A 16,616-nucleotide genomic window follows, 5' to 3' on the forward strand; every position below is an offset into this window, starting at 1 on the left:
ATCGTGTCGGCTCGACCTCCATGCGAACTTGTCGTACCCGTACGGTTCGCTGTGCAGAAGTCGATCACGTGTGGGGGAGGGGGACGGGGTGTCGGTCACCGACGACGTCCGGCCGGCTGGTCGCCCACCGGTAGATCCCCCGCCACCCGGCGGGCCCGGCGGATTCGACGGGCAGTTCGACAAGACGCCGCCCCAGGACGTCGCCGCGGAGCAGTGCGTGCTCGGCGGCATGCTGCTGTCAAAGGACGCGATCGCCGACGTCGTCGAGATCCTCAAGCCCGGCGACTTCTACCGTCCGGTCCACGCGACCATCTTCGACGCGGTCCTCGACCTCTACGGGCGGGGTGAGCCGGCAGACCCCATCACGGTCGCCGCCGCGCTGGCCGACACCGGCGACCTGGGACGCGTCGGTGGCGCGCCCTACCTGCACACGCTGATCGCGAGCGTGCCGACGGCCGCCAACGCGTCGTACTACGCACGCATCGTCGGCGAGCGCGCCGTGCTGCGCCGCCTCGTCGAGGCCGGCACCCGCATCGTGCAGCTCGGCTACGGTGCGGCCTCCGGCGCGGGTCGCGACGTCGACGACGTGGTCGACCTGGCCCAGCAGGCTGTGTACGACGTGACCGAGCGGCGCGTCAGCGAAGACTTCGCGGTGCTCGCCGACATGCTGCAGCCGACGCTCGACGAGATCGAGGCGGTGGGCGCGCAGGGCGGCGTGATGACCGGCGTGCCGACCGGCTTCACGGATTTGGACCGCCTGCTCAACGGGCTCCACGCCGGCCAGCTGGTGATCGTCGCCGGCCGACCCGGTCTGGGTAAGTCCACCGTTTCAATGGACTTTGCCCGAAACGCCGCCATCCGTCATAACTGCGCCAGCGCGATCTTCTCGCTGGAAATGAGCAAGGTCGAGATCGTCATGCGACTTCTCTCGGCCGAGGCGCGGGTGCCGCTGCACGTGCTCCGTTCCGGCCAGCTGTCCGATGACGACTGGACGAAGCTCGCCCGTCGCATGGGCGAGATCAGCGAGGCCCCGCTGTACGTCGACGACACGCCGAGCATGAACCTCATGGAGATCCGGGCCAAGGCCCGCCGCCTCAAGCAGCGCCACGATCTCAAGCTCATCGTCGTCGACTACCTGCAGCTGATGTCCTCGCCCAAGCGCACCGAGAGCCGCCAGCAGGAGGTCGCCGAGCTGTCGCGTGGTCTCAAGCTGCTGGCCAAGGAGGTCGAATGCCCGGTGATCGCGGTGAGTCAGCTCAACCGTGGTCCCGAGCAGCGCACGGACAAGCGCCCGCAGCTCTCCGACCTGCGTGAGTCCGGCTCGATCGAGCAGGACGCCGACGTCGTCATCCTGCTCCACCGCGACGACTACTACGACAAGGAGTCACCGCGGGCGGGCGAGGCCGACTTCATCGTGGCGAAGCATCGAAATGGACCGACCGACACCGTCACGGTGGCGGCTCAGCTGCACCTGTCGCGCTTCGTCGACATGGCGATCGTCTGACGCCCGAGCGGGTGGGCGCCCCGCGACGGTGAGCGGGACGCCCGGTGCTCGCGGAGCTCAGTCGAAGAGCTCGCCGAGGAAGCCGCGGTGCTTCTTCCGCCGGTAGTGCCCGTGGTAGCCGTAGTGCTGGCCACCACCGCCGTACGCCGGGGCGGGCGCGGGATAGCCGTGAGCCGGCGCGGGCGGCGGCGGAGGAGCGTACCCACCGGGCGGCGGCGGGGGCGGCGGCGCGTACCCACCGCTGGCGGGAGCCGGCGGGCGCTGGGCCGCGGCCGCGGGGTGCTGCTGGTTCCAGTTGGCCTCGGCCTCGAAGAGCTTCTCCAGCTCACCCCGGTCGAGAAAAATCCCACGGCACTCGGTGCACTGGTCAACGGTGACGCCACTGCGCTCGTACGTGCGCATCTCGCCACGGCATTTCGGACAGGTCATCTGCATCCCTCGACGGTACCGGGTGACTTCACTCGCGGCCCGGTGCGCGATCGCCCAGAGCGGCGTCGACCTCGTCGTCGGTGACCTGGTGGAAGTCGAGGTAGTAGCGGCTCACCGCGCCGAAATCCACCGCACAGATGGGGCACACGATTTCGTCGGCCACCGCGGCGAGGCTCTCGCACGCCTCAGCGGCGCCGACCGGCACGGCCAGCACGATGCGCTCGGCCCCAGCCGGTGCGCGACCACCACGGCCGCCCGCGCGGTGGCGCCGGTGGCGAGCCCGTCGTCGACGATCACCGCGGTGCGCCCGGCGAGGTCGAGGGGCGGGCGTGCGCCGCGGTAGCGCGCCTCCCGGCGTGATCGCTCAACTTCCTCCCGATGGGTGACGTCGGCGATCTGGTACGGCTCGAGCCGGCCGGCGATGTCGTCGTTGAGCACGCGCACACCCTGCGGGCCGAGCGCCCCGAACGCCACCTCGGGCGCCCAGGGCACGCCGAGCTTGCGGATCACCAGCACGTCGAGTGGGCTGCGGAGCCGGGACGCCACCTCGGCGGCCACCGGTACGCCGCCGCGGACCAGGCCGAGCACGACCGTCTCAGGCCTTCCGGCGTAGGGCTCCAGCCGGTCGGCGAGCACCGCGCCGGCCGCCCGGCGGTCGCGGTATTCGGCTCCCATGCCTCCAGGTGTACGCCCATCCGGCCGGCCACGCGACCCATGCGCTGCACAAACTCAAAGTGCCCTGCCGATGGCCACACCGAGGACAGCCGCCGCGATGCCGGCGACAAGCGTCACCGTTACATAGCGGGCGGCGGTCGACCGGGCGCGTGAGCGGCCCAGCTCGACCGCCTCCAGCGCGAAGGTGGAGTACGTCGTCAGCGCCCCGCAGAAGCCCACCCCGACAAGCGTGCCCACCCAGCCCGGCAGCGTGCTGCCGAGCCCGGCGAGCAGGCCGAGGAGGGCCGAGCCGGCGACGTTCACCCAGATGGTGGACCAGGGGACCACCCAGCGGACCAGGTAGCGCGCGAGCGCACCGACCGCGCCGCCGGCGAGGACCAGCACGAGCGTCATGCGTGACTCCGATGTGGACGCAGGCCCACCCACACGGCGGCGACGGCGGCGGCCAGCGTTCCGGCCACGTAGGCACCTGCCGCGAGCGGGCGGCCGGCATCGGCGAGGGTCCACGCGTCCACCGCGTACGTGGAGAAGGTCGTGAAGCCGCCGAGCACGCCCGTGCCCACGAACGGCCACACAAGACGGTGCGTGGGCGCCCGCCGGGCCAGCACACCGATCGCCAGGCAACCCAGCACGTTGACGCCGAGCGTGGCCCACGGGAAGCCGCCGGCGTCGTGCGGCAGGGCCAGGCCCACGCCGTACCGCGCGGCGGCGCCGAGCGACCCGCCCGCGGCGACGACGGCGAGCACGTCCCAGGATGGGCGGTGGCTCATGCGGGACGCCGCAGCGCGGGCACCCACGCCAGGAACGCGACCGGATACAGCAGATAGCCGAACCGCGTCGACGGCATGAGCAGGATGGCCGCGAGCAGCCCGTACCCGCAGACTGCCGCCGCCGCGGCGGCCGTGCGGGGCGGGCGGCGGGCGAGCCAGACGGCGATTGCCACCGCCGCGGCGGCGAGCAGCGCGGCGGCGATGGCCCGCCCACCGGGCAGGTTTTCGGCGATCAGGTAGCCGGGGAACGGGGACTGCGCCGGGCTCGTCACCACGCCCTCGCCGAGCGGGAAGCGGATCACGTTGTCGACGAACGCGGTGGCGTCCACCAGCACCGCGGGCAGCAGCGCCGCCGCGGGCAGCCCGATCGCGCCGGCCGCCAGCCGCGCCGCCGGCCGGCGCCCGGCCGTCAGTGCGTGCACCAGCAGCACGGCCACGACCGGCCAGGCGAAAAGCTTGAGCGCGGCGGCCAGCCCCACCGCGATCCCCGCCGCGCCGTAACGGCGCGTCGCACACAGAGCCAGAGCCAGAAGACACAGCGAGAGTACGGGTATGTCGTCCCCACCCGTTGACAGCGTGAGTGGCACGAGGGGGATCACGGTGCCGAGCTGGAGGGCGCGCAGGAGCGCGGGTCCCCACTGCAGCTGCCGGATCGCGAGTGCCAGCGCGGCGATCGTGACCACCGCGAACCAGATCCGCGCGTCCGTCCACCAGGCGTCGCCGGCGGCAGCGCGGGGCAGGCCGAAGAGGGCCATGCCCGGCTGGTACGGCAGGTAGCCGAGCAACTGCTCGCCCGGTGGCAGCGTGGCGATGGTGTCGCTCGACAGGTACGGCGTGCCGTGCTCCAGGAGCCGCTCGCCGCCGTGCTCGACGACGACGACCTCCTCCTGCGCGCGATCGGTGCGCCCGTTCGCCCGCTGCACCGCCTGGATCACCATCGGCAGCAGGGCGGTGGCGGCGAAGGCGAAGGCGGCCACGAGCGCGCGTTCCCGGGTACCCCATCGCCGGCGGACGAGCTGGACCACGACGGCGATGGCCGCCACCGCGTAGCCGGCGGTGGCCACCGCGCCCCACGCCCGGTGTGGCAGCAGAGTCGACGTGGCCGCGGTGATTGCGGCAAATGCAGCAGAGAGTCCGTAGATCGCCAGGTCGATGCCGAGCGTCCGGGTTTGGGTACCTTCCGCGACCGCGATCACGCCGGCAAGTGTGGCAGGCGGTCACCCCTGTTGCGGCCGGCGGCCCGGCGGTTGGGCGAGAGCCGGATGACCGAGCCCTCGTCGTGCAGGGCCGGCGCGAGCGTGCCGGGGCGACCGCCGGAGCCGCGATGCAGCGCGGCGAGCAGGCGGGCCGAGGGCATCGGCCGGGCGAAGAGGTGGCCCTGGCCGGCCGTGCAGCCCATCTCCCACAGCGCCCGCCGCTGCGGCTCGCTCTCGACACCTTCGGCGACCACGACGAGGTTGAGGCTGCGGCCGAGGTCCAATGTGGAGCGGATGACGGCGGTGGCCTCCGCCGAGGTCTCCATCTCCCGCACGAAGCCCCGGTCGATCTTGAGCTCGTGCACGGGGATGCGGGAGAGCACCGACAGCGACGAGTAGCCGGTGCCGAAGTCGTCAAGTGCCAGCCGGACGCCCGCGTCGCGCAGCTGGCCCAGCACCTGGTCGACGACCTCCAGCTGGCTGATCGTGAGCGTCTCGGTCAGCTCCAGGAAGAGGCGGTCCGGTGGCAGGTCGTGTGCGCGCAGCCGGGCCACCACCGAGCTGGGAAAGCGCGGGTCGAGCAGGCTGCGCGGCGAGACGTTGACCGCGACCGGCAGGTCGAACCCGGCGTCACGCCAGGTGCCCGCCGCGACGAGCGACTGGTCGAGCACCGCGTCGGCGAACGCGGGCAGCAGGCCGGAGCGCTCCACCGTCTCCAGGAAGCGCAGCGGGTCGAGGTTGCCCCGGTCGGGGTGGTGCCACCGGGCCAGCGCCTCAGCGCCCACCACCTCGCCCGTGCCGAGGTCGACGATCGGCTGGAACGTCACGGTGAACTCGTGCTGTGTCAGCGCCCTGGGCAGGTCGCCGCCGAGCGCGAGGCGGCCGACGTCGGCGGTGTCGCGGGCCCGCGCGTACGTCGCGGTGCGCTGGCCCGAGCGCTTCGCCTGGTACATCGCGACGTCCGCCCGGCGCAGCAGCTCGGCCATCCCCCCGCTGCCCGGCGCGACCGCGATGCCGCCGCAGGCCTCGACGCTGATCCGCATCCCGTCCAGCGACATCGGCTCGTGCAGCGCGGCGAGCAGGCCCTCCGCCCGGTGCGCCGCGATGGCGGGCGCGGGCAGCCCGGTGATGAGCACGGCGAACTCGTCGCCGCCCAGCCGCGCGACAAGGTCGTCGGGGCGTGCCTCCCGGCGCAGCCGCGACGCCACCTCGACGAGCACCCGGTCGCCGGCGGCGTGCCCGAGCGTGTCGTTTACCTCTTTGAAGTGGTTGAGGTCGATCAGCACCAGCGCGGTGACGCCGTCGACGTGGCGGTTGGCGAGGATCTCGGTGCCGTGCTCCAGCAGCTGCCGCCGGTTGGCCAGGCCGGTCAGCGCGTCGTGCGCCGCGGCCCGCGCGTGCTCGGCGGCGACCCGGGTCAGCTCCTCGTACGCCGAGGCGTTGCGGACGGCCGTGCAGAGCGCGGAGGCGAAGGTGCGCAGCGTGTAGCTCTCCCGCTCGGAGAGCTTTACCTGGCCGTTGACGCGCAGCCGCAGCTCGCCGACGTCAGCGGTGCCGTCGTGCCCCTCCAGCGCGCTGGGGATGACGGTGCCGGTGGTGGCCGGCGCCTCCGGCGCGGGCCCGTCGTACGTGATGCCCTTCGCGTTGCCCCGCACGAGGCGGGGACGGTCGTGCAGCTCGACCTCGACCTCGTCGACGGAGAAAAGCTCGGCGGCGCGGGTGACCGCACTGCTCAGCACGGCGTCCAGGTCGACGTCGTTGAGCGCGTCGGTGGCCAGCGCCAGCCGCTGCCACGCGTCCCGCTCGACGCGGTAGCGCACGCGTGACGCGTACGCCAAGTGGAGGCTGATGATCAGTGGTGGCACGGCCAGGAGCAGTCGCGGATCGGCCTGCAGGATCATCACCGTGCACAGGACCACGATCAGGCGACCGATGCCGCCGCCCAGGCGGAGGTCGAGATCCTGCCGGAAGAGCTTGCGGAGCTCGGTGCCGGTCGCGAGCCCGATCACGGGAAGCGTGAGGAGCTCGTCCAGCACGACGGCCGTCAGGTAGGCGAGGGCGAACGGCCCCACGACCTCCAACGCGTGGTCAGCCGGCCGGGTCCACCCCGCGAGGTGCAGCGCGGCACCCGCCGCGCCGGCCAGCAGCATGTTCTTCGCGACGCCGAAGGCGGCCTTCTGCACCGGCATCTTGTTCATGACAGCGCCGATGGCCACGCCGAGGCCGGTGCAGAGCACGACCCACTCCGCCGGTGCGACGGCCAGGCCGATCACGATGACCGTCTCGGACCAGGAGAAGTCGTGGTTTGTCGACCTGATCCGGATCCGGACCTTGATCCGGAAGCCGGCCGCGGCCAGGAAGACGAGGGTGGCGGCGAGGCCCAGGTCGCCGAGCGACGGAGCGGTCGGTGCGGTGACTGCTACGCCCAGTGAGTGCCCGCCGAGCAGGACAGCGCAAATGACGATGAGACCGACAAGCAGCGGAAGCCGCCGATCGGTCTCAGCATCGCGTCGGTCTGGGCGAGTCACGCAGGTCCTTTTGGTCGCCACGCGGTGGCGGTGCAGTGCCTCGCCAGACTACTTCCAGTCGCCCTGGTGTGTCAGTGGGTCTCAGCCCCATTCGTGCGCACGCATGACGTCTCCCTCGGCATACATGCACAAGAGGCGAAAACTGATCGCCGCTTTGTGCCAGTCCAGCCCCCGTCTTACTGAGAAGGAGCCTAAGGGAAGCATCTAGCGGTTAACACCGATAAGTGTCTTAATGCGCAGCATCAGCAACTATGGCCCGGATTGTCACGCCCTGTCCGTGGACATGAACGGAGCGCAATCGTCGTCGTATCAGAACCGTTTCCGCTACATCTACAGTTACGCGTTTCGTCGCCTAACGGAAGACTCGATCTTGTAGATGGCCTGATCACGTGCTGTGGCGCAAAGCGCTATCACCATAGCGGCTCGTCCGATAGGTGCGTTGTTGGCCGGTCTCATATGCGGATGCAAGGTCGCTTCCTCCGCCTATTTGATCAGATCGATAAGTCCTTCATGCTCTTATGGTGAGAGGCGCCAAAGCTCCCCCACTGCAACCGGACGGAAACGCAACCCGCCGCTTCGAAGCCGTTCCTGCCGCCGGTTACCCTGCATACTTGGTGGCCCGACACTATATCGATCCTTCTCTCTGGGAGACAAACGGTGTTGGAGGTGCGCGTCCTAGGGCCGTTGGAAGTCCTGGCCAACGGTGCGACATTGCCGTTGGGTACTCGCAAGCAGCAGACGGTCCTGGCGATGTTGGCGGTCCAATCCGGGCGTGTGGTCGGCCTCGAAGAGTTGATCGATGAGCTGTGGCCGGCCGATCCACCCGCCTCAGCCGTGCCCAACGCGCGCACGTACGCGGCGAACCTCCGCCGGCTCTTCGACGCCACCGGGCCGGCCAGCGGCCTGATCCGGCGCCAGGGCGACGGCTACCTGCTGGTGGCCGAGCGCTCCGACGTCGACCTGCACGCCTTCCTCGACGACTGCCAGGCCGCCCGCGACCTGCGAGCCGGTGGCGAGCCGCTCAAGGCGGCCACGGTCCTGGCCGGCGCGCTCGCCCGGTGGCGCGGACCGATGCTCGCCGGCGTGACCCAGGGCCCGGTGCTCGCCGCCCGCAGCGCCGCGCTGGAGGAGGAGCGGCTGGTCGCCACCGAAGACCTCGCCGACATCCACCTCGAGCTGGGCCAGCCGGCCGAGGCCGCCCGGCTCATGCGCGACCACACCCACATGCACCCGCTGCGCGAGCGGGCGTATGGGCTGCTGATGCGTGCCCAGGTGGCCGCGGGGGACGTGGCCGGTGCGCTGCGGGCGTACACGGCCGCGAGGCGAGCGCTCGGCGAGGAGCTCGGCATCGAGCCCGGTCCCGAGCTGCGCCGGCTGCACCGGGCCGCGCTGAAACCGGCCGCCGAGCCGGTACCTGTCGCGCCTCCCGAGCCGCCGGCGCCGGTACCGAGCTGGCTGCCCCGCCGGGTCGCCGACTTCACCGGCCGGTCGCACCTGGTGGCCCGCCTCCTGCGGGCGGGGCGGGAAGCGGGTGACCACCCGGTCATCCAGGTGATCGACGGGATGGCCGGCAGCGGCAAGACGGCGCTGGCGGTACACGTCGCGCACCAGCTCGCCGAGCACTACCCGGACGCGCAGCTCTTCATCGACCTGCAGGGCCACGGCGAGAGCAGCCCTGTCGAGCCCGCGGCGGCGCTGGTCACGCTGCTGCGGCAGATCGGCGTACCGGCCGAGCGGATCCCGGCCGACGTCTACGACCGGATCGCCCTGTGGCGCAACGAGCTGGCCCGCCGGCGGACCGTCGTCGTGCTCGACAACGCGGCCGGCACCGACCAGGTCACCCCACTGCTGCCCACTGCGCCGGGATCCGTGGTCTTGGTCACCAGCCGGCGCCGCCTCGCCGCGCTCGAGGGCGGCCACCTGGAGTCGCTGCCGCTGCTGCCGCCCGGTGAGGCGATCGACCTGCTGGCCAACGCGGTCGGTCCGGAGCGGGTGCGCGCCGAGCCGGAGGCGGCCGGCCGGGTGGTGGCCCGCTGCGGCTACCTGCCGCTGGCGATCCGGCTGGCCGGCGCGCGGCTCGCCCACCGGCCCGGCTGGCGCCTCGCCGACCTCGCTGACCGGCTCGGCCACCAGGCCACCGTGCTGGCCGAGCTGACCGCGGAAAACCGCTCGATCGCCAGCGCGTTCGGCCTCTCGTACGCGCCGCTGCGCGAGCCGGCCAAGAAGATGTTCCGGCTGCTGGGCCTGTGGCCGGGCGAGCACTTCCCGATCGAGGCGGCCGCCGCCCTCAGCGGGCTGACGCTCGCCGAGGCGCGGCGGGTGATCGACGAGCTCGTCGACCGGCATCTCGTCGAGGAGCCGGACGCCGGCCGGTTCCGCCTGCACGACCTGATGCGCGAGTACGCGCAGGCGCTCGCTCTGGCCGTCGATCGGCCGGCCGAGCGGGAGGCGGCCGTACGCGGCGTGCTCGACCACTACCTGCAGTCCGTGGCGGCGGTGACCGAGCCGATGGAGCCGGCCGCCCTGCGCCGGCACATCGCTCTGGGCCAGCCGCTGCGCCCGGACCTCCTCGACGAGCAGGGAGTGGTCGACAGCGACTGGCTGGAGCGCGAAAACGGCAACGTCCGGGCGCTGGTACGCCACGCGGAGCAGACCGGCCACGACGAGTACGCGTGGCGGATGGCCCGCGCGCCCTGGCGCTTCCACTACCTGCGCGGCTACATCGACGACATCGTGGAGCTGCACGAGTGCGGGCTCCGTGCCGCCGAGCGGCTCAAAGACGACACCGCGATCGCCTCAATGCACAACTACCTGGCCTCCGGCCTCCAGCGCGTGGGCCGTTCCCAGGAGGCGGTGCACCACCTGGAGATCGCGATCAAGCTGCGGGAGCGCACGGGCGACCTGGGTGGGGCCGGTCAGAGCAGGGCGAACGCGGCGAGCGTGTACTGGATGCTCGGACGGTTCGAGGAGGCGGCCTCGATCAACCTGATGGCGCTGGCCGAGAGCTGGCGCCTGGGTGGCGACCTGTCGGTCCTGCTGATCCTGCCCAACCTCGGCATCCCGCTCATGTACCTGGGGCGCCTGGACGAAGCCCTCCGGGCGCATCGCTGGCACCTGTTCCTGGCTCGCCAGCAGGGCGACTACTACCACATGGCGCAGGCGCTCGGTCACATCGGCGCGGTGCGTGTGCGGATGGACGACCCGCTCGGCGCGATCCGCGTCATCAAGGCGTCGGTGGCGCTGAAGAAGCGCATCGGCATCCGGCTCGGCGTGGCCGAGTCCTTCAACGACCTTGGCTGCGCGTACCAGCGCCTCGGTCACCTGGTCGAAGCCGAGCGGATGCACCGGCTGGCGCTGGTGGAGGCGGCGGCCGTGGGTCACCGGAGCATCGACGTCACCACCCTGAACGACCTTGGCTTGACGCTGGCCCTCGGCGACCGGTGCCGTGCCGCGATCGAGACCCACGAGCAGGCACTGGCGCTGGCCACCCGGATCGGAAACCCGTACGAGCAGGGGCGGGCGCTCTCCGGCATCGCCGCGTGCCGGGTCGACGAAAACCCCGTCGAGGCACGCCGCCACTGGGAGCGGGCGCTCGCCCTGTTCCGGCAGATGAACGTGCCGGAGCAGCACGAGGTCGAGCGCCGCCTCGCGGGCCTGGCGCCCGCCGTCCCCCACTGACCTATCGCCGCCTTATCGATTTCTTGTCGGACTCCTGCTCGCGGCCCCCGTACGGTCGCCTGCGTGCCCGTGGCAAGGCGCACAGGGAGGCGTGAAAGATGGGGCGGCCAGAGCGCGGGCTCGATGCGATCGACGGGCCCGTGGAGAGTTTCGTCGCCGAGCTTCGAGATCTACGACGGACAGCCGGAAACCCGAGCTACCGGGAGCTGGCCAAGCGAGCACACTACGCACCGACGACGTTCTCCTCGGCCGTCTCCGGGTACCGGCTGCCGACCCTCGACGTGACGCTCGCGTTCGTGAGCGCGTGCGAGGGCGACGTCAGCCGGTGGGAGGAGCGGTGGCGGGAGGCGGACAGCCAGACGCGGGCCGCGTCCACCCGGTCGACCGAGGGGGTCGCCCGCGCCCCGTACCGCGGGCTCGGGCCGTACCAGCCGCACCACGCGGAGTGGTTCTTCGGCCGTGACCGGCTGGTCAACAGGCTGTCCGCCCTGCTGCCGATGCGGCGGGTGGTGGTCGTGTCCGGCCACAGCGGCACGGGCAAGTCGTCGCTGCTCCGGGCGGGGCTCATCCCCCGCCTCAACGCCGCGGCGGCACGGCCGGCGTGGCTGCCGGTCCTGCTGACGCCGGGCCGCCAGCCGGCCGCCGAGCTGGCCCGGCGGGTGCGCGACGCGATCACCCGTACCCCTCATGAGGTGGCCCTGACCGTCGTCATCGACCAGTTCGAAGAGCTCTTCACGCGCGGGGTCGGCGAGGCCGAGCAGGCCGAGTTCCTCGCCGCGCTGCGCGGGCTCGTCCGGGCGCCGCACGGCCGGCACCGGGTCGTTGTGGGGGTCCGCACCGAGTACGCCGAGCGCACCGCCGACCTGCTGGCCGGCGCGGCGAACGGCGTGGGCCGGCTCGCCGTCGACGAGATGACCGGTCCGGAGCTGCGGGAGTCGATCGTGCGCGCGGCGCGGCAGGCCGGGCTCGCGGTGGAACGCTCACTCGTCGCCCGCATCGCGGCCGCCGCACCGGGCACGCCGCACGCGCTCCCGCGCATCTCACACGCGCTGCTCGAGGCTTGGCGCCGGCGGCGCGGCGTGATCATCACGCTGGCCGGCTACGAGGCGGCGGGCGGAATCTCCGGCGCTGTCGAGCAGACCGCGGAGAGCGTGCACACAGGTCTCGGCGGGCCGGAGCGGCAGGCCCTGCGCTGGACGATGCAGCAGCTTGCACGGATGGACAGCACGGGCAAGGTCTCACTTCTCGGGCACGCTCCGGCCGGCACCAGCCCTGCCGCGGTGACCGCGGTCGGCCGCATGGCGGTCGCTGGCCTGCTCACGGCCACTCCGGAGACCGTGGAGATCCCGCACGCCGCGCTCGTGACGGCCTGGCCGCGCCTGCGGGGGTGGCTCCGCGACGACGCCACCAACCAGCCGCGTATCGCGCAATTGTCGAGTTCGTATCGATCGGCCTCCTAGGGTCGCTTGGCCGCGACCGGCCCGCAGCCCGAGGCAGGGCCATCACCCGGGGAAGGGGTGTCACGGGGGCGCTCCCTTCCCCGGGTCGGCGAATAAGCTCACCTGGTGACGGATTCCGCCCATCTCACCCACGTCGACGACGCCGGCGCAGCCCGCATGGTGGACGTCTCGGCCAAGTCGGTTTCGGTGCGCCGCGCGGTCGCCGCCGGGCGCCTGCGCACCACCGCCGAGGTCGTCGACCTGCTCCGCCGCGACGGCCTGCCCAAGGGCGACGCGCTGGCCGTGGCCCGGATCGCCGGGATCATGGGCGCCAAGCGCACGCCCGACATCGTCCCGCTGTGCCACCCGATCGCGCTGCACGGCGTCACGGTCGACTTCGAGCTGACCGCCGAGACCGTGGAAATCACCGCGAGTGCCAAGACCGCCGATCGCACCGGCGTGGAGATGGAGGCCTTGACGGCCGTGGCCGCCGCCGGGCTCGCGCTTGTCGACATGGTCAAGGCCGTCGACCCGGCAGCTTCCATCGAGGGGGTACGGGTGATGAGCAAAGAGGGCGGCAAGACCGGCGACTGGCTCCGCCCCGAGGATCGGCAGTGATCAGGGCGCGCGTGGTCGTCGCTTCCAATCGCGCCTCCGCGGGCGTCTACGCCGACACCAGCGGCCCGCTGCTCGTCGAGGGCCTGCGCGGCCTCGGCTGCGAGGTGGGCGACCCGGTGGTCGTGCCGGACGGCGAGCCGGTCGCCAGCGAGCTGCGCCGCGCCGTGGCCGAGGGCCTCGACGTGGTGCTGACAAGTGGCGGCACCGGCATCAGCCCGACCGATCGCACTCCGGACGTGACCCGCGAGCTGCTCGACTACGAGGTGCCGGGCATCGCCGAGGCGATCCGGGCGTACGGGCGGGACAAGGTGCCCACCGCCGCGCTGTCCCGAGGGCTGGCCGGGGTCGCCGGCCGTACCCTCGTCGTCAACCTGCCGGGCTCCAAGGGTGGGGCGCGCGACGGCCTCGCCGTGCTCGGGCCGTTGCTGGCACACGCCGTTGATCAGCTCCGCGGTGGCGACCACGCGAGCCAGCCACAGGGATAGGCTCGGCGGGTGAGCACGCAGACAGCGCCGGTCTCGTGGGCCCGGGCGCGGTCGCTGGTCTACACGGCCGGCTTGGCCGCCGCCCAGCCGGCGGTGCAGGTGCCGCTGGCCGAGGCCGACGGGCACACGCTCGCCGAGCCACTGACCACGCTGACCGACCTGCCCGCGTTCCCGACCTCCAGTGTGGACGGTTGGGCGGTGCGCGGCCCGGGGCCGTGGCGGGTGGTCGGTCGGGTGCTGGCCGGCAGCAGCCCGGCACCGCTCGACGAAGACGGCACCACGGTCGAGATCGCCACCGGCGCGATGCTGCCCGAAGGCGCCACCGCCGTGCTCCGCGTCGAGGAGTCGGCGCACACGCCCGACGGGCTGGTGACCGGCACGCCGAGGGCGCAGCCCGAGTGGCGGGTGCCCGGCGACGAGGCGCACAGCGGCGAGGTGCTGCTGCCGGCCGGCGCCGCCGTCAACCCGGGAGTCATCGGCCTCGCCGCCTCCTGCGGCTACGACACGCTGCCGGTCCGCCGCCCGCCACGCTCGGCCCTGCTGGTCTTCGGCGACGAGCTGCTCACCACCGGCCTGCCCGGCGCCGGCCGCGTGCGTGACGCGCTCGGCGCGCCGGTGCCGGCCTGGCTCCGGCGGTACGGCGCGGAGCCCGGCCTCTTCGTCGGACCGGTCGAGGACACGCTCGCGGCGCACGTCGCCGCCATCCGCAAGGCGCTCGACGGCGCGGAGCTTGTCTGCACGACCGGCGGCACGATGCGTGGCCCGGTCGACCACCTCCACCCGGCCCTTCGCGAGCTGGGCGGGGAGTACGTGGTGAACACCGTCGCGGTCCGCCCCGGCTTTCCGATGCTGCTGGCCCGGGTGCCCGGCCCTGACGGGCGGTCCCGTTTCCTGGCCGGCCTCCCGGGCAACCCGCAGTCCGCGATCGTCGCGCTGGTGTCGCTGGTCGCCCCACTGATCGCCGGCCTGCACGGGCGGCCCGAGCCGGTGCTGCCCACGATCACGCTGGCCGAGGCGGTGCCGGGCCGCGGTGAGTACACGCATCTGGCGCTCGTCCGCGTCGACCCGGTCGACCACGTCGCGCATCCGGTACGGCACGTCGGCTCGGCGATGCTGCGCGGGCTGGCACAGGCCGACGGGTTCGCGGTGATCGAGCCGGGCACCACCGGTGAGGCGGGCGCGGTCGTCCCGTTCGCCCCACTCCCCCTCTTTTCTGGAGAGCGGCCATGACCGGCAGTGGTGCGATCGTCCTGCTCGCGGTCACCGACAAGCCGCTCGACCTCGCCGCGCACGAGGCCGCGGTCGCCGAGCGGCGGGCCGGCGCGGTGGTGTCGTTTCAGGGCGTGGTGCGCGACCACGACCACGGCCGCTCGGTGACCAAGCTGGAGTACGAAGGCCACCCCTCCGCCGAAGCGGTGCTCCGCGAGGTGGCCGCCGAGATCTGCGCCGACCCCGAGGTGTACGCGGTGGCGGTGTCGCACCGCGTCGGTCCACTCGAGATCGGCGACGCCGCGCTCGTGGCGGCCGTCAGCACAGCACACCGGGCCGCCGCCTTCGCTGCCTGCGCCCGCCTCGTCGACGAGGTGAAGGCGCGACTGCCGATCTGGAAGCACCAGATCTTCAGCGACGGCACCGACGAGTGGGTCAACTGCCCCTGAGCGCCTCGTCCGCCTGGCGTGGCTCCACCGGCTCCGCCGCCCTGCGGGCCGGGCCGCTGCGGGAGACCTCGTGCGTGCGGCGCGGGCGGAGCACCGTGTTGCCCACCGCGTAGGCCGGGCCGTTGAAGACCGGCTCGGCCCCGGGGCGCCACGGCAGGGCGGCCACCAGCACGATGATCGCCAGCGCGAGGGAGTTTTCCATCAGCGCGCCCCAGAGCCCGTCCGCGTAGTGCGAGACCTGCGGCAGCTGGTGCTCGTACGGCCAGATGGGCGAGCGCACGAAGAGCAGGAAGAGTCCCACAGCCGCCAGCGCGTGGCGCATGCCGGCCAGCGCGGGGAACCAGGACGGTGCGCGGAGGCCGGTCAGCGCGGTCAGTCCGGAGGTGACCGGGCCCGGCCGCCGGATGGGCCCTCGGCTGGCATCCCGGCGCCGCAGCGTGGCGTCGAACAGGATGATCATGACCGGGAGCACGTAGAGCAGGTGGTGCGACCACGAGATCGGGCTGATCACGTTGGTCGTCAGGCCCACCAGCGTGAACGCGGTCAGCTCGTCACCGTCGGCGTGCGCGTGCGAAGCCCGGGAGAGCCCGACCGCGAGCAGCAGCAGCGAAAACGTGAGCCACAGCAGGGTGGGCGCGGTCACCGAGTCGTACATCCGGGCGAGCACGCCGGCGAGTGACTGGTTGGGCGTCATGTCGGCCTGACCCACGCGCTCGGTCTGCCAGAGCACGCTCGTCCAGTACGTCGTGGACTCGCGCCCGGCGATCGCGAACGTGGCCATGGTCACACCCACAGCGGTGCCGATCGCGGTGAAGGCGACCCGCCACTGTCGAGTGAAGATCAGGTACACGATGAACAGCGCGGGCGTCAGCTTGATCGAAGTGGCCAGGCCGATGCCGGCACCGGCCCACGCGCCGCTGGCGAAAAAGCGGGCCAGCTGCCCGCGTCCACTGAGGAGCGGGTTGCTGCGGCCACGGGACCGCCAGCGCAGCGCCACGAGGTCGGCGAAGATCAGCGCGAACAACAGCAGGTTGACCTGGCCGAAGCCCAGCGTCTCGCGGACCGGCTCGGTGGCCGTGGCCAGCGCTGTCGCGATGCCCACGACAAACCACAGGGACCAGCCGTATCGCCGGGTGATCGGCGCGAGCAGGGCGGCCAGCACGAGCGCGAGCGCCGAGAGGCTGACCACGATGTTGATGACGCCCGCCGCCTTCACCGGCACCAGTGCCAGCGGCATCATCATGATGCCCGCGAAGGGTGGATATGTGTAGCCGATGGTCATGCCTGGAGCGATGAACTCGTATAGCTCGTTGCCGCCTGCCCACCAGACCACCGCGCCGTGGTAGATCTTCATGTCGAAGAAGTCGTAGAACCGCCCGTACGCCTCGATGGCGCGCCAGGCGGCGTAGAAGGTAACGGCGACGATGCCGACCCGTACGACCAACCAGAGATCGATCCCACTGAGCACACGGCGGACTCGGGCAAGGCGGCCCATCCGTCTCCCGACGGTCGCCGGCATGGCGTGGCCACCCCCGTACCAATGTCGTACTTCCCACCCAGGTCCGCCTAGAAGCCTAGAACGGCCTGTCACTCCAGTACCTCCTGCGTTACCCGACCGTGTCCGATCCCACACTGG

The 16,616-nt window shown here is 72.3% G+C and carries 13 protein-coding genes and 1 pseudogene; 7 read left to right on the plus strand and 7 right to left on the minus strand.

Translation table 11 applies throughout. From position 1 onward, the window contains the following. The first annotated feature begins 88 nt into the window (after positions 1-88). Positions 89-1,504 (plus strand): replicative DNA helicase, encoded by a 1,416-nt coding sequence (dnaB, locus tag Phou_RS19830; RefSeq protein ID WP_173057387.1) that lies wholly within the window; start codon positions 89-91, stop codon positions 1,502-1,504. A 57-nt stretch (positions 1,505-1,561) separates the two neighbouring features. Here dnaB and Phou_RS19835 read toward each other — a convergent pair whose 3' ends face one another. The 6 genes and pseudogenes from Phou_RS19835 to Phou_RS19860 all read right to left on the minus strand — a co-directional run bounded on the left by Phou_RS19835 (position 1,562) and on the right by Phou_RS19860 (position 7,102). Then, the gene (locus Phou_RS19835) at positions 1,562-1,939 is read right to left on the minus strand and encodes a TFIIB-type zinc ribbon-containing protein (protein ID WP_173057388.1); all 378 of its coding nucleotides are present in this window, start codon (positions 1,937-1,939) and stop codon (positions 1,562-1,564) included. 22 nt (positions 1,940-1,961) lie between these two features. Then, positions 1,962-2,608 (minus strand): annotated as a pseudogene (locus Phou_RS19840) (phosphoribosyltransferase). Positions 2,609-2,662: 54 nt separating this feature from the next. Beyond that, a complete protein-coding gene (locus tag Phou_RS19845; protein WP_173057389.1) occupies positions 2,663-3,001 on the minus strand; it encodes a fluoride efflux transporter FluC in 339 nt (112 codons plus the stop codon). Further along, positions 2,998-3,378, minus strand: a complete 381-nt coding sequence (locus Phou_RS19850; protein WP_173057390.1) for a fluoride efflux transporter FluC — start codon at positions 3,376-3,378, stop codon at positions 2,998-3,000. Before Phou_RS19850 ends, Phou_RS19845 begins: the two co-directional genes overlap by 4 nt. Beyond that, complete coding sequence (locus Phou_RS19855) at positions 3,375-4,574, minus strand: glycosyltransferase 87 family protein (RefSeq protein ID WP_173057391.1); 1,200 nt, start codon at positions 4,572-4,574, stop codon at positions 3,375-3,377. The genes Phou_RS19850 and Phou_RS19855 overlap by 4 nt, the downstream gene beginning before the upstream one ends. Then, the gene (locus tag Phou_RS19860) at positions 4,571-7,102 is read right to left on the minus strand and encodes a putative bifunctional diguanylate cyclase/phosphodiesterase (protein WP_173057392.1); all 2,532 of its coding nucleotides are present in this window, start codon (positions 7,100-7,102) and stop codon (positions 4,571-4,573) included. The genes Phou_RS19855 and Phou_RS19860 overlap by 4 nt, the downstream gene beginning before the upstream one ends. Before the next feature lie 750 nt (positions 7,103-7,852). Here Phou_RS19860 and Phou_RS19865 point away from each other — a divergent pair. From Phou_RS19865 to Phou_RS19890, 6 genes are all read left to right on the plus strand, one after another. Then, positions 7,853-10,780, plus strand: coding sequence for a BTAD domain-containing putative transcriptional regulator (locus Phou_RS19865; protein WP_173057393.1), 2,928 nt, complete (start codon positions 7,853-7,855; stop codon positions 10,778-10,780). Between the two features lie 98 nt (positions 10,781-10,878). Next, positions 10,879-12,240, plus strand: a complete 1,362-nt coding sequence (locus tag Phou_RS19870) for an ATP-binding protein (RefSeq protein WP_173057394.1) — start codon at positions 10,879-10,881, stop codon at positions 12,238-12,240. A gap of 105 nt (positions 12,241-12,345) precedes the next feature. After that, positions 12,346-12,837, plus strand: coding sequence for a cyclic pyranopterin monophosphate synthase MoaC (gene moaC, locus Phou_RS19875; protein ID WP_173057395.1), 492 nt, complete (start codon positions 12,346-12,348; stop codon positions 12,835-12,837). Further along, the gene (locus tag Phou_RS19880) at positions 12,834-13,322 is read left to right on the plus strand and encodes a MogA/MoaB family molybdenum cofactor biosynthesis protein (protein ID WP_173057396.1); all 489 of its coding nucleotides are present in this window, start codon (positions 12,834-12,836) and stop codon (positions 13,320-13,322) included. The genes moaC and Phou_RS19880 overlap by 4 nt, the downstream gene beginning before the upstream one ends. Positions 13,323-13,331: 9 nt before the next feature. Then, the gene (locus Phou_RS19885; RefSeq protein ID WP_173057397.1) at positions 13,332-14,552 is read left to right on the plus strand and encodes a molybdopterin molybdotransferase MoeA; all 1,221 of its coding nucleotides are present in this window, start codon (positions 13,332-13,334) and stop codon (positions 14,550-14,552) included. Continuing rightward, positions 14,549-14,980, plus strand: a complete 432-nt coding sequence (locus tag Phou_RS19890; protein ID WP_173057398.1) for a molybdenum cofactor biosynthesis protein MoaE — start codon at positions 14,549-14,551, stop codon at positions 14,978-14,980. The genes Phou_RS19885 and Phou_RS19890 overlap by 4 nt, the downstream gene beginning before the upstream one ends. Here the strand turns inward: Phou_RS19890 and Phou_RS19895 are convergent. Beyond that, positions 14,967-16,499: a glycosyltransferase 87 family protein gene (locus Phou_RS19895; protein WP_173057399.1), complete on the minus strand. Its 1,533-nt coding sequence runs from the start codon at positions 16,497-16,499 to the stop codon at positions 14,967-14,969. The two genes, Phou_RS19890 and Phou_RS19895, sit on opposite strands and share 14 nt — an antisense overlap. Between the last annotated feature and the right edge of the window lie 117 nt (positions 16,500-16,616).

Origin of the sequence: Phytohabitans houttuyneae (genome assembly GCF_011764425.1) — a bacterium.
In the GTDB taxonomy this organism is placed as follows: domain Bacteria; phylum Actinomycetota; class Actinomycetes; order Mycobacteriales; family Micromonosporaceae; genus Phytohabitans; species Phytohabitans houttuyneae.